Here is a 13,583-nt window from a genome sequence, read left to right as displayed (position 1 = left end):
CCAAGAGGTGTATCAGTCTTGCTGGCCCCAGCCTTGCCTGATTCTATCCCGCAACACCTGGGGTGTCTCGAAAACGGGACCTAAAGCCACTAAAGGTCCTTGCTCTAGGCCCGCTACCATGGCATATGCGGCCTTAGACTCCCTTGGGTCACCGCTGGGTAATACGCGCACGCTACCCCCATATGCGCGGACCGTGGCTACGGCAGCTATGGGGGATTCGGGGGTGGCGATGACTACGGGGGCCTGATCGGCGTCCCTGCGAGACTGCGCTGGAACGGCGGACAGCTCGCTGTAATCAGCCTCGGCATCCACTTCGAGCTGTTCCCACGTGGCCTTGAGTTCGGTCTTGGCCTCAGGGTCTAGGCCGGCGACCTTCTCCACCATCTTTTCGGGGCCAGAGACCAATTCTGGGGTGAATTGAAAGGCGGTGAAGACTCCCATCGCCTTGACGGTTCCAGGATCACGGGAAACGACCGTCGCGCCCTCCTGGGCAGCAAACGGCACGTCACCCACAAGCAACACGCGGCTGACGCCTAGCTCATGGATGAGCGAGGTGATATCGCCACGAGCCTCGGGCTCGTAGACGATCATTGGCGCGTGCTGGGCCACGGCGATCGAGGCCGCGCGCAACTGAGAAGCCTGTGACGCATCGGCGATGATAAGCGAGGATGAGTCCTTGAAAAACAGTCTCGCGGCGTCAATTCCCGTACTATCCGTCAAGACCTGAACCTTGCCCCGGAAGCGCTCCTCATAGAAATTGGAGCGATTTTCTGCAGCCGCCTTCGCTAAGTCAATGTCTGCCTCGGGCACGTCGGTGCTGGTGGGTACGGCCAGGGAGCCGGTGGGTCCAATACCGCAGCCGGCCACGCTCAACGCCGCGGCTAGGGCAACGCCCCCGGCCCATCGCCTGGCCCTAAACGCCATCCATATCACGCACCACAGGCTTGTCCATGGCGTATTCAATAATGCCAGTGAAGCGGGCACGGCGGTCATCCCAGAACTCCTGTGGATCGTCGCGCCGGACCAGCTCCGGGTCGATCTCGTGGGATTCCAGGACCGCGTCGAACTCGGAGTCCTCCATGAGCGACTTGGACTGGACTCGCGGAAGGTAACGCTTTGGAGCACGGCCATCGATCACCACCCAGGTGCGCTTCCCCATGGGAGCGAGGTTGAGCACGGAGCCGGCAAGTTGCGGGTCAACGCCGTGGGACTCGCACCACTCCCGTGGGTATATCCAATGGAAACCGGGCACCAGGTCCGCCACTGTGTGGCGGTCAAAGGGCTGCGCAGAACGCCAATCCCGGGCGCCGCGGGCCATCAGCAAAGAATAAAACGCGTGATAAATCGCGTCGGCATCGTTAGCGGTAAGGAAGCGGGACTCGTAGAAGGTGGCATCGACAACCGTCTTGGGCTTTTCCTCCGTCTCTCCGCGCGCCCAACGGGTCACCTCGACTACGTCCCGAGCCGAACGAAGTTTCACGGCCGATGAGCCGTAGAGTTCCCCAAACACGCCGCACCAGAACCACTGGTTGATGCGGTCCCGCGCCTGTTCGTTGGCCAGTACATCCGTATGGCCACCGAGCTGTGCGAGGATAACGGCAAGCGGAATCACCTGGGCGGTATAAGGGACTTGGTCCCTGGTGAAAATGCACCGACGTGCGAAAAACTCGGCGACGGAGGCAAATGCTGGCACCATGGCCTCGGCGCCCTCAAGGTACTGATCGAGGCTTAACCTCAGGATGTCTTCGCGCTGACCGCCGGCTTGACCCGTGGTGGCCGTTACGTAGAGGGAGACCGCCTGGAGGAACTCGGTGCGGCCGATGCCGTCTAGCGCCGGGAACCGGCGCAGCTGCGCCTCCACGTCCCGCCAGTGTTCCCCGAGCCTGAAGTCCTCACGCTCGTTGGCGAACACCGCGGTGAGCAGCTCAAAGACGTCCATCTGCAAACCTGCCGAATTGGCCTGGGCGAAAATTGAACCCACACCAGCCCGGCCGGTCTCGCGCGCCAATCGAATCATGGGCGTGCGGTAGCCGGCCAATGGGCGCAGAATCCGGTTGTTAAAAGCCGCGATCTCCTCGCGCCGCTCCGGGGTATCCGATGTGGCGAATACGAGCTCAAAGAGCATGGACGTGCCCTCTTCAGTTAGCAATGCGGCGACCGGCAGGCAGCCGTGAGCCAACGCAACCTCTTTATCGAGCAAGCTGCCCTCTACCCGGGGCCCAAAGTGGGAGCGCACGTGGCCCTCCGCGTCGACCGCGAACACTGCCTCGTCAGGCATGAGGCCCTCGCTAACTGCGGAATGCACATCAACGAAAAAGCTGCGGGTAATCTCCTTGCCGCGGAAATCCGTGGTATTGACCTGGCCGTTTCCGCGGAAGCAGTGGTAAAGGGTGGTCAGGCGCTGCTGCCCGTCGAGCAGAAGCAGGCCCGGGTTCTCCCCCGTATCGGGAGCGCCGCTGAGCGGGCGAGGGCGAAAACGCATGGGCTCATTGCGGGTATCGAGCGCCATCAATGCACCCATGGGGTATCCGCGCAAGACGGTGACTATAAGGGAGCGAATGCGATCAACATCCCAGGCGTAGGCGCGCTGGAAGTCCGGCAATTGCAGGTCTCCCCTGTCTATCCGCGAGAAAAGATCCGTCAGTCCATAGTTCGGCGTAGTAAAACCCATGCCCCATAGTCTAAACCGGTATGTGGAGGCTCGCTTAACGAGCCGCCCCACCCCGCTGATTTCGATGGAGGCGCGCCACGAGTTTCTCGATCGCTTAGAATGCTCCACGCCTTAAATACCTTTTAGGGGCACCGCACATAGAGTGCGGTGCCCCTGGAATGGCCGCCCCGCCTGATTAAGGCGTGGCTAAAGCTTTAAGCGGGAGTGCTTAGGCAGTCTCGTTGAGTTCAACCTTTACCCAGCTCATGAGGTCACGCAGCTTGGCGCCGGTCTTCTCAATCTCATGGTTGGCGTAGTCAGCGCGCAGACCCTCAAGCTCCTTGTTGCCACCCTCAACGTTGGCAACCAGACGCTTGGTGAAGGTGCCGTCCTGGATGTCCTTCAGGATCTCCTTCATGCGCTCCTTGGTGCCCGCATCGATGACTCGAGGGCCGGAGAGGTAGCCGCCGAACTCCGCGGTGTCAGACACGGAGTAATTCATGTTGGAGATGCCGCCCTCGAACATAAGGTCCACGATGAGCTTGAGCTCGTGGAGGCACTCGAAGTAAGCCATTTCAGGCTCGTAGCCTGCCTCGACCAAAACCTCGAAACCGGTCTTCACCAGTTCCTCGGTGCCGCCACAAAGGACAGCCTGCTCGCCGAAGAGGTCAGTAACAGTCTCTGCCTCGAAGGTGGTTGGGATTACGCCCGCGCGTGCGCCGCCGATGGCAGCGGCGTAGGAAAGCAGGAGTTCCTGGGCGTCGCCCTGTGGGTCCTGGGCAACGGCGATCAGGCAAGGAACACCCTTGCCGTCAACGAACTGGCGGCGTACCAGGTGACCCGGGCCCTTTGGCGCAACCATGCCAACCGCAACGTTTGCTGGGGGCTTGATCAGCTCGAAGTGGATATTCAGGCCGTGGCCGAACAGAAGCACGTCACCATTGTTGAGGTTGGGCTCAACATCGTTGGTGAAGATCTCCGCCTGGGAGGTATCCGGAGCCAGGATCATGATGACGTCAGCCCAAGCCGCAGCGTCCGCAGTTGACTTAACCTCGAAGCCGGCTTCCTTAGCCTTCTCCGCGGACTTGGAGCCGTCACGCAGACCAATGCATACCTCTACGCCGGAATCACGCAGGTTCTGGGAGTGTGCGTGGCCCTGGGAGCCGTAGCCGATGATTGCAACCTTCTTTCCCTGGATCAGGGAAAGGTCCGCATCAGCGTCGTAGAAAGTCTCGATAGCCATTAATACTCTTCCTTTTATGTTCTGAGGTTGCATCAGGCCCGCCCAAGACGGGCGCTTGATGCGTTGCGGGATGACTTCCTTTATATCACACCGCGGGACAAAATGTTCACATTATGAGATTTTTGGGTTGTGTATCCCACCAAATGAGACGTGGAGCACTGGTTACTCGCCGTCCCGGCGCACTCTTACAACTAGTGCAGCTTGCTGGGCGCCATGGCCTTGGGGCCGCGGCCCAGGGCCACGTGTCCGGACTGGACCAGTTCACGGATACCGAAGGGCTCCAGCACGTTGAGCAACGCCTTGAGCTTCTTAGGCGTTCCGGTGGCCTCCACAATCACCGATTCGGGCGCTACATCAATGATGCGAGCACGGAAGATGTCCACCGCAGATACCAGCTGAGCCCGGTTTTCGTTGTTTGCCGCGACCTTAACGAGCATGATGGCGCGAGCCACCGAGGTCTCCTGCTCGAGCTCCACAACCTTGAGCACCGGAATGATCTTGTTGAGCTGCTTGGTCACCTGCTCGATTACCACATCATCTGCATCCACAACGATGGTAAAGCGGTTGATACCTGGCGTTTCCGTGCGCGCGGACACGATGGAAACCAAGTTGTAGCCACGGCGGGTAAACAGCGCCGCTACGCGCGAGGTGATGCCTTCAATGTCCTCCACCAACACGGAGAGCGTATGGCGGGTACGGCCGGTAGTTGGGTTGTTGGCAACCATTACTCCTGGACCTCCTCAAGGGTTTCGTGGATGTCAGTAGGTTCTTCCGCAGCTGAGGCGTTTTCATCGAACAACGGGCGCAGGCCCAATGCGTACTGAATCTCTTCATTGGACGCTCCGCCGGATACCATTGGCCACACTTGGGCGTCCTGGCCCACAATGAAGTCAATGACCACCGGGCGGTCATTGATTTCACGCGCGCGTTGAATGGCGGCTTCTACCTCTTCTTCCCTGGTCACGCGGATGGATTCGCAGCCCAGCGCCTCGGCCAGCTTCACAAAGTCCGGGACAAAGGCGTCTTGCTCGCGCAGCTTAGTGTTCGAGTAATGCCCATTGAAAAACAGGGTTTGCCACTGGCGAACCATGCCTAGGCTGCCGTTATTGATGACGGCCACCTTGAAGGGGAAGCCTTCTATCGCGGCGGTTACTAACTCCTGGTTGGTCATCTGGAAGCAGCCATCACCATCGATTGCCCACACTTCCTTGTCGGGGCAGGCGGCCTTTGCGCCCAGCGCCGCGGGAACGGCGTATCCCATGGTTCCCGCACCACCGGAGTTAATCCACGTGCGTGGGTTCTCAAAGTCAATGAACTGCGCGGACCACATTTGGTGCTGCCCCACGCCACTGCAATAAATGGCGTCAGGACCCGCAATTTCAGAAAGCTTTTCCAGAACGAACTGCGGGTTGAGAAGCCCGTCGGAGGTGGGTTCCCAACCGCGCGGGAAACGCTCCTGCATGTCACGCAGGTAGTTCATCCACTTATCGATCTTCGGCGGGTTGAACTCACTACTTGCCTGGTAGGTCTTGAGCAGGGACAGTAACACCTCGCGCGCATCGCCAACGATGGGCACGTTGACCTGCACGATCTTGCCAATTTCGGCTGGGTCCACGTCGGCGTGAATGACCTTGGCGTTTGGTGCGAAGGAATCCACGTCACCGGTCACGCGGTCATCGAAGCGCGCCCCGATGGCAATAAGGAGATCAGAACGCTGCATCGCGGCAACCGCGGGGACCGTGCCGTGCATACCCGGCATGCCCATGTGCTGAGGGTGGGAATCCGGGAATGATCCCAAGGCCATCAGGGTGGTAACCACGGGGATGCCGGTATATTCTGCAAATTCCAGAAGCTCACGGGACGCGTTAGCCTTGATGACTCCGCCACCTACGTAGAGCACCGGGCGCTCAGCCTGGGCGATGAGCTTGACCGCCTGGGCGATCTGGCGGTTGTGTGGCTTGGTGTTCGGCTTGTAGCCGGGAAGGTCAAACTTTGGCGGGAAGGAATACTCCAGCGTCCCGTTTTGCACATCCTTGGGAATGTCCACCAGCACGGGTCCCGGGCGGCCGGTGGAAGCCAGGTGAAAGGCGGAGCAGATAGCCTTAGGGATATCCTCCGGGCGGGTAACGATGTAGTTGTGTTTGGTGATAGGCATGGTCACGCCGCGGATATCCGCTTCCTGGAAGGCATCCGTGCCCAGCAGGTGGGAGCCAACCTGACCGGTAATCGCCACGACGGGAACGGAGTCCAGGTTTGCATCGGCGATAGGGGTAACCAGGTTCGTGGCCCCTGGTCCAGACGTTGCGATGCACACGCCGACCTTGCCGGAGGCTTGCGCGTACCCCTCGGCCGCATGGCCCGCGCCCTGCTCATGGCGAGTCAGCACGTGGCGCAGCTTCGTGGACTCATGCAAAGCGTCATACAAAGGAAGGACGGCGCCGCCGGGAATACCGAAGACTAGGTCAGTACCAAGGTCTTCCAGGGTGCGCACAATAGCCTGCGCGCCGGTGATACGTTCCGGGGCCGATTGCCCGGATTCCCGTTTGGTCGTCTCGGCAACCGAGGACGGTGTGGGCGAAGGTGAGGCTGCCACGATCTCGTTGCTCCTTTTAACTCTCGTGTATTAACAAGTATCTCGATCCGCTCCCCTGGGTGCGGGAGTGATGATCAGCCAAAGTTGCATCGCGGGTGACAGGACGCAACCTCAACAACAAAGCCCCCGTCTCAGCACTCTGGTAGGTGCTGGCGAGGGCGCTTGCTTGGTATCGACTTAAGAAAGCCGCTACGGCAGGCGCCGTGCTGCTACTAGCTGAAGCCGAATCTTGATCATGAGTTGAATCATACACAAAGCAAACATGTGTGCCACCTAATACCCCTTTTTGGGACAAGAGTCTCGTTGCATGGGATTGCCTTGGGTGTGGTGGTTAACCAAGGCGCCCGCAAGTCAATTAAAGTTAGCCATCATGACATCCAATCGCGCATCGGATAAGAGCGGTAGCTCCAATCAGGCTAGCTACACGCAAGAAGAAGTATTCAAACCGGACCGCGCCCATATTCTGGCCGCGCTCCTACTATCCGCCATTGCCCTACTGGGCATCGGCTGGATGGAATGGTATTGGTGGTGGCTGTTTATTCTGCCCGTCGGCTTCGTATTGTGGATTCTGAAATCAAAGACCACTGTGAACGAGGACGGGATCGCGGTGACCTCCTTGTTCCGCGGGACCAAGCGAATCTCCTGGAGCGATTTTGCCGGCATTGAATTCAAGCGCACCACGTACGCCGTGGATAAAAAGGGTTCCAAACTTGCACTGCCTGGAGTAACCTTTAATTCACTTCCACAGCTGGCCTCCGCGTCGCGCGGACGCATTCCCGATGCTCTTACCGCCGGCCGCCAGGCTGCTGAGGAGAAGGTCAAGGTAGTTCATCGTGACGGCCATGAAGTGCTCATGACCAAGGATGAATACGAAGCGCACCAGGCGCAACAGGCGCGCAAGCAGGCCGCGGAATCCTCGGATGTCGCGGCTAAGGCGCCAACCAAGCGCCCTCAGCGCCGCGCTCGCCGCGCCGAGTAGTAAAGCCGAGTAATAAAACCGCATCTTTAATTGTCAACAATCCCCAAGGACTCTGATTCCCCATGTTTCCACTGCGTTCTAAAGTAACTACGGTAGGCCGCCAGGCCGCCGGCGCGCGCTCCCTGTGGCGCGCAACGGGCACCCAGGAGCACGAGTTTGGCAAGCCAATCGTGGCTATTGCCAACTCCTACACCCAATTCGTTCCGGGCCATACTCATCTTAAGAACGTCGGTGACATCGTGGCCGACGCTTTGCGCGCGGCCGGGGGCGTGCCAAAAGAGTTCCACACCATCGCCGTAGATGACGGTATCGCCATGGGACACTCCGGCATGCTGTACTCCCTGCCGTCGCGTGAGATCATCTCAGATTCGGTGGAGTACATGGTCAACGCGCACACCGCGGACGCATTGGTCTGTATCTCAAATTGCGACAAGATCACACCGGGCATGCTCAACGCGGCACTGCGCCTTAACATCCCCACCATATTCGTCTCCGGCGGGCCAATGGAGGCCGGCAAGGCAGTTGTGATCGACGGCGTAGCGCACGCTTCCACCGATCTCATTACAACCATGACCGCGTCCGCCAATGATTCCGTGACTGACGGCGAACTTGACGCGCTGGAGCAAGCCGCCTGCCCCACCTGCGGTTCCTGTTCCGGTATGTTTACCGCAAACTCCATGAACTGCCTGACTGAGGCCTTGGGGCTGGCACTTCCTGGCAACGGCACCACCCTGGCTACCCATTCCGCCCGCCGCGCCCTATTCGAGAAGGCCGGGCAAACAATCGTTGAAATGTGTCAGCGTTACTACGGCGACGAGGATGAATCCGTCCTGCCGCGTAACATCGCCACCAAGGCCGCATTTACCAACGCTTTAGCCCTCGACATGGCCATGGGCGGCTCCTCTAACACAATTCTCCACACCCTGGCAGCGGCCGTGGAGGGAGAGGTAGATTTCACGCTGCATGACATTGAGGGAATCTCGGATACCGTCCCATGTCTGTCCAAGGTGGCCCCGAACGGCACCTACCACATTGAAGATGTCCACCGCGCCGGCGGCATCCCCGCCATCCTCGGCGAGCTTCGCCGCGGCGGGCACCTTGACCTAACCGTCCACACCGCGATCTACAAGGACGCCGAGCAGTGGCTGGATGACTGGGATATCCGTGGCGGCAAGGCCACGGAGGAAGCCATTGAGCTTTACCATGCCGCACCGGGCGGCGTTCGCACCACGGAGCCCTTCTCCCAGTCCAACCGCTGGGATGAACTGGATCTGGACCAGGAAAACGGATGCATTCACTCTGTCGACCACGCCTACTCCGAGTCCGGCGGGTTGGTGGTCCTGCGGGGCAATCTTGCTCCCGACGGCGCCATCATTAAATCGGCTGGCGTCGAGGAGGAACTGTGGGAATTCACGGGCCCTGCCCGCGTCGTTGACTCGCAAGAAGACGCGGTGTCCATGATCCTGAAGCGTGAGGTACAGCCCGGTGAGGTTGTGGTCATCCGCTACGAGGGCCCCGCGGGAGGGCCGGGCATGCAGGAGATGCTGCACCCAACCTCATTCCTCAAGGGCGCTGGCTTGGGTAAGAAGTGTGCATTGATCACCGACGGCCGTTTCTCGGGCGGTACCTCTGGCCTGTCCATCGGCCACATTTCACCAGAGGCCGCCCATGGTGGCTTGATTGGCATCATCGAAAACGGTGACCCAATCACCATCAATGTCAACACCCGCTCCTTGACTCTGGATCTGCCGGAAGACGTCATCGCTGAGCGCGTGGAAACAATGAACAATCGCGAAAAGCCTTGGACGCCGCTAGAGCGCAACCGCCCAGTAACAAAGGCTTTGCGTGCGTACGCCAAGATGGCTACCTCTGCCGACCTTGGTGCGGTTCGCCGCGTAGATTAATCAGCCACATCCAAAAATCCTCTCCTGCTTGTCTTCCATCACTATGGAAGACATGGGCGGAAGAGGATTCTTTTTGCCTTAGTTAACGCGTGAGCTATTTTCACTCACCACAGCGGGTGAATCTACGTGCGCTGACGGCTTCTTGGCCAGCGCCCAAATGCCGACAAACAGCGGGATGACCAACCACGCAATAGATGAGCGCCAGCGGAAAACCTGCGCTAGTGGCTCCCAGATTCCTTCGGGCAGCCCGGAACCGGACGCCATCAGGCACCATGCAGCGACCCACATGAATACGCTGTGCATTGGTGATTGCTTCAGGACAAAGGTGGCAAACATTGGGAACAGCCAGATGCAGTAATAACCCTGCATCAGGCCACTGGACATCAGTACGCCACAGAAGAGCACTCCCAAGCTGGCATACATCCACAACATTGGTGCAGAGTCCTTCCAACGCCACAGCGCCCACACTGCGAAGGCGACTGACGCCAAGAAGACGATTGTCAGCGCAATACGGAGACCATCAGGCCATCCCATTTGAATCGCCATGCCGTCAATCGAACCGTTGTTATAGTCGCGTGCTTGACTCAAATAAGGCAGCAATCGTTCCACGTAATCCATCGGTTGCGCCATCGTGAACCAGCCAATAGCAAAAGTGACGATGATAAATACTGCAGCAATGACCAGCAGAGACCACTGGCCGGCAAAGAATGGGACGACCGCCATTGCCACGAATTGTGGCTTGATCGCCATCGCGAAACCCAACGCGATACCGGCAATGATGACATGCTTATTGCCGAATGATCCCAGATTCCATGCCCAAAACTTCTTCTTGTCATCGTTTAGCTGTTGCCGCTGCTTGATGGCTTCCACGCAAGATAAGGCGAAGATAACCTGCAGCATGAACAAGAAGCCATTGATGTTGGTAATCGCCAGTGTGGACTTCACAGGTTCGTTGCTGAAACAGGTCAACGCGATAAAGCCAAGGAATACCGGTATGGTGTAATTGCGCGTCAGGCTCTTGGCCAGCAACCACATGGCGAAGAAGATACAGGCGGCGCCTAGATAAAGCATGATCCACCGCGCAATATCGCGCCCAGGCAGCAAGCCAATAGGACTAATCAAAAATGTGGCACCGGGTGAATACAGATAATGCGGATCCTGTGTCGAATAATCGGCAGTGTAGATCGGTTCCCCATTGACGTATTTATCAACCGCGTTCCAAATCGGATCGAAATCTGGGCCATGAGTTCCCCACGTGCTCCACACCAAGACATGGAACAATCCAACAACCGCAGCAAGCCACAATGCCTTCATTGCCGTTTTCTTCCACACCGGCTGGGAAGCAATCGTTGAGCCCAACAACGGGTAGAACTTGTTGAAGCGTTCATTGGTCTGCATCGTGGGAAAAGGCTTTCTGTCGCGTGTCGTGTCTTGTTTACTGAGCATTGTCTACACCGTCTGCCGGGTTCTCCGGCGACTGTTCACCGTCCGGACTGTCTTGGGCACCTTCACTATTGTCCGACTCATGCCGATTCGGTTCACCAGCGGGCGAAAGCGGCGGTAGCTGGCCGTCTGGGAACATACGCTCACCCAGCGTCGGTCCAAGCAGCTGCGAATAGAGGTTTGTCACGTGGGACGCATCGCGGTACACCAAAACATTTCCGATGACGCCAGGACAACGCTCTTCATTACAGAAAGCATCGGCCAAGTCCACATGAGTCACGTTGAGACCTTCAAGGTTTTGAACTGCCGGATTGTCCTGAAGGTAGTACAGACCGCGTTCGGTTCCGCAATCACGGGCAGGATCATTGGGATCGTAAGAGCCTTCCGCAACGCACAAGCGAACGTTTAGTGCACCGGCGGCATTCTGTGGCCATGGATTATCACGCAATGCCCACACTTTGATGTCGGCATCATTGAGTTCTTCGACGATCCTACGCAGCCCCAGCGGTGATGCTTCAGGCCCTTGCGTCGTAGGGGTTGGTCGGGTGCTAATCAAGAACACACCATCCGTCGGTGGATTTTCACGCATGTAGTTCATCGCTTTGTCGACCCACGTGTCGCATTCAGGATAGTCAGCACCGTCGGTACGAACCGGGCCGCCACCTGGAAAGCAGCTCAACTTTGCAAGGAGAAATACCTTGATTCCGTATTCACGCCCAACAACGTCGAGCGCGGGCAAGAAGTGATCGGCGTGTGAATTTCCGAACAGATACATGGTCCGGTCAGATTCGACATCACCATAGGCACACGGTTCCGAACTTCCGTTACTATCCTTAGTAAGGATTAGTTCTTCATCTTCAAAGAACGCCGTACATCCGTCGGCACCACTTCGGGGATAGAACGCTTCAATGGGGCTAACCGCTGCCGGCAATGGGGTTTCAGGTTCAACGGTTACGCCGTGCAAAATCGCATCGGGACCTGGGTACAGCTCTGGGTCATATTCGATTTCTTGGGCAACTTGGTTGGTTCGGATGGTGACTTCCTGCATCCACACACCGCCAAACAACGCCATGAATGTACAGGCCGCGGTCAACACTGCGCCAACGGCACGAGCAGGCGCACCGATGACCGCATTTTTGATGTAACCGACATCATTGACTACCCAAGAGCGTCGCGGTTTCGTTTTCTGACGCGTCGGAACTTCCACCCAGTTCAACGTGGCCCAGGCCAGCAAAATTGAAATGGCAATAACAGCCACGCCAACGATGACGCCCTGCACGACGCCTAGTGTCGCAGTGATACCAGAGCCACCCACGTTGACGCGCGCTCCACCACCAGCAAATGCATAGGTTGCAATGGCAAGTAGGGGCCAGTGCCACAGGTACAAACTGTAGGAAATCTTGCCCAGAAACTGCGGTATTGGAGAGCGCAGCATCGCGGCTACTCCCCCAACATAATCCTGGACATATTCATGCTGCTGGCCCGCCGCCACGGTTTCCGGGTTGCAGGACCAGATCACCAATGCGGCACCAGCAAGAGGTATTAGTGTTAGTGGTCCAGGGAATTGCTGGGCACCATCCAGGAAAAGGCCGGTAAAGCCGATTAGGCCAAGGCCGACAATGCCGACGGGCAAACGCCATGAACGCCGCGATTCAGCAATTGGTGACTGGATGAACTTCATGCCGAACAGGCCGCCTAATCCAATCTCCCAGAAGCGGCTTAGTGGCGAATAGTAGTTCCAGCCTTGGTTTATCTGATTTTCAATGATCGCCACAATGAAACTGGTAACCGTAGCCGCAATAAGCAGCCACACCAAGGCCTTCTTTGCCCATGGTTTGCTGCGCAGCACAAAGCCTAAGAACATGATGACCAGAATCGAACCAATATAAATTTGCAACTGGACCGACATGGACCAGATGTGCTGGAAGATACTGACGTCGCTGCCAATAGCGGCATAGTCTTGTCCTGCGGCAGCAAGGTTGAAATTCTGGATGTACAGCAACGATGCAATCGCGTCCTTGCCGACTGCGCCCCAACGCACTTCCGTATAGATGCCCCATACCAACACCATTGACACCAAGACGACGGTGACAAGCGCCGGGAAGAGTCGACGTAGCAGGCGGATCAAAGTCTGGATAACCGTCAGCGACTTACCGCTCAGGGCAGACCGAATCTGAGGACCAAAGAAAAAGATGCCGCCAATAAGCAGGAACACGTCCACACCAGATGACACGCGCCCCACGAACACGTGAAAGAAAACCACTAGCGCGATAGCCAAACCGCGCAGACCGTCAATATCGGTACGATATGACCTTCTGGTTGGCGACTGAGACAGCATAAGTGGAGTAGACATCGCCAAAAATATTACTGCTTAAAGTACAAAAAGAAGGAAACGGCACCCGCTACCTAAGCGCCAATTCCCATTATCAAGGCAACGACGCCTATCACCCAGCCAAGCCTTTCAGAAATGCCAGATGGCCATCAAAGGCGCGCTTGCCGGTCTCAGTGAGCATCACCCACACCGTATCTTTTGCTCTGGTCGCCCCGTATTCACGGAATTTTTCGATGTAGGCTGCTTCCTGCAATACGGCCAGCTGCTTTGACAGCGTCGCTTCCGAATGCCCCGTCTCTTCACACAACCGCGAATACTTCATCTCTTTGCGCACGGGGCCTGCAAAGGCACCGTAACTGGACAACACGGCACAAATCTTGAAGCGGTTAATCGGATGGATGACCGGATCAAGGGCAGGAACAATATCACCGCTCATTGC

At 57.7% G+C, this 13,583-nt stretch carries 10 protein-coding genes; 2 read left to right on the top strand and 8 right to left on the bottom strand.

What is annotated here, in order from left to right; all coding sequences use genetic code 11:
- Positions 1-12: 12 nt before the first annotated feature.
- From CENDO_RS04995 to CENDO_RS04975, 5 genes are all read right to left on the bottom strand, one after another.
- Positions 13-933 (bottom strand): hypothetical protein, encoded by a 921-nt coding sequence (locus tag CENDO_RS04995; RefSeq protein WP_136141062.1) that lies wholly within the window; start codon positions 931-933, stop codon positions 13-15.
- Complete coding sequence (locus tag CENDO_RS04990; protein ID WP_136141061.1) at positions 914-2,671, bottom strand: DUF262 domain-containing protein; 1,758 nt, start codon at positions 2,669-2,671, stop codon at positions 914-916. The genes CENDO_RS04995 and CENDO_RS04990 overlap by 20 nt, the downstream gene beginning before the upstream one ends.
- Before the next feature lie 208 nt (positions 2,672-2,879).
- A complete protein-coding gene (ilvC, locus tag CENDO_RS04985) occupies positions 2,880-3,893 on the bottom strand; it encodes a ketol-acid reductoisomerase (protein WP_136141060.1) in 1,014 nt (337 codons plus the stop codon).
- A 191-nt stretch (positions 3,894-4,084) separates the two neighbouring features.
- Positions 4,085-4,618 carry an acetolactate synthase small subunit gene (ilvN, locus tag CENDO_RS04980; protein ID WP_136141059.1) on the bottom strand — a complete coding sequence of 178 codons (534 nt, stop codon included), beginning with the start codon at positions 4,616-4,618 and terminating at the stop codon, positions 4,085-4,087.
- Positions 4,618-6,486: an acetolactate synthase large subunit gene (locus CENDO_RS04975; RefSeq protein WP_136141058.1), complete on the bottom strand. Its 1,869-nt coding sequence runs from the start codon at positions 6,484-6,486 to the stop codon at positions 4,618-4,620. Before CENDO_RS04975 ends, ilvN begins: the two co-directional genes overlap by 1 nt.
- Before the next feature lie 370 nt (positions 6,487-6,856).
- On the opposite strand from CENDO_RS04975, the gene CENDO_RS04970 reads away from it, so the two are divergent.
- Both CENDO_RS04970 and ilvD read left to right on the top strand, forming a co-directional pair.
- Complete coding sequence (locus CENDO_RS04970; protein WP_136141057.1) at positions 6,857-7,465, top strand: PH domain-containing protein; 609 nt, start codon at positions 6,857-6,859, stop codon at positions 7,463-7,465.
- A gap of 62 nt (positions 7,466-7,527) precedes the next feature.
- Positions 7,528-9,369, top strand: a complete 1,842-nt coding sequence (gene ilvD / locus CENDO_RS04965) for a dihydroxy-acid dehydratase (RefSeq protein WP_136141056.1) — start codon at positions 7,528-7,530, stop codon at positions 9,367-9,369.
- A 78-nt stretch (positions 9,370-9,447) separates the two neighbouring features.
- Here ilvD and CENDO_RS04960 read toward each other — a convergent pair whose 3' ends face one another.
- The 3 genes from CENDO_RS04960 to CENDO_RS04950 form a co-directional block, all read right to left on the bottom strand.
- Entirely contained in the window at positions 9,448-10,767 is a 1,320-nt protein-coding gene (locus CENDO_RS04960) for a glycosyltransferase family 87 protein (protein ID WP_168707172.1), read from the bottom strand.
- 37 nt (positions 10,768-10,804) lie between these two features.
- Positions 10,805-13,165 (bottom strand): acyltransferase family protein, encoded by a 2,361-nt coding sequence (locus tag CENDO_RS04955; RefSeq protein ID WP_136141054.1) that lies wholly within the window; start codon positions 13,163-13,165, stop codon positions 10,805-10,807.
- A 91-nt stretch (positions 13,166-13,256) separates the two neighbouring features.
- Complete coding sequence (locus tag CENDO_RS04950; RefSeq protein WP_136141053.1) at positions 13,257-13,580, bottom strand: transcriptional regulator; 324 nt, start codon at positions 13,578-13,580, stop codon at positions 13,257-13,259.
- Positions 13,581-13,583 lie beyond the last annotated feature (3 nt).

Source organism: Corynebacterium endometrii (assembly GCF_004795735.1).
Lineage (GTDB): Bacteria > Actinomycetota > Actinomycetes > Mycobacteriales > Mycobacteriaceae > Corynebacterium > Corynebacterium endometrii.
This window is presented reverse-complemented; position numbering and strand designations above follow the sequence as displayed.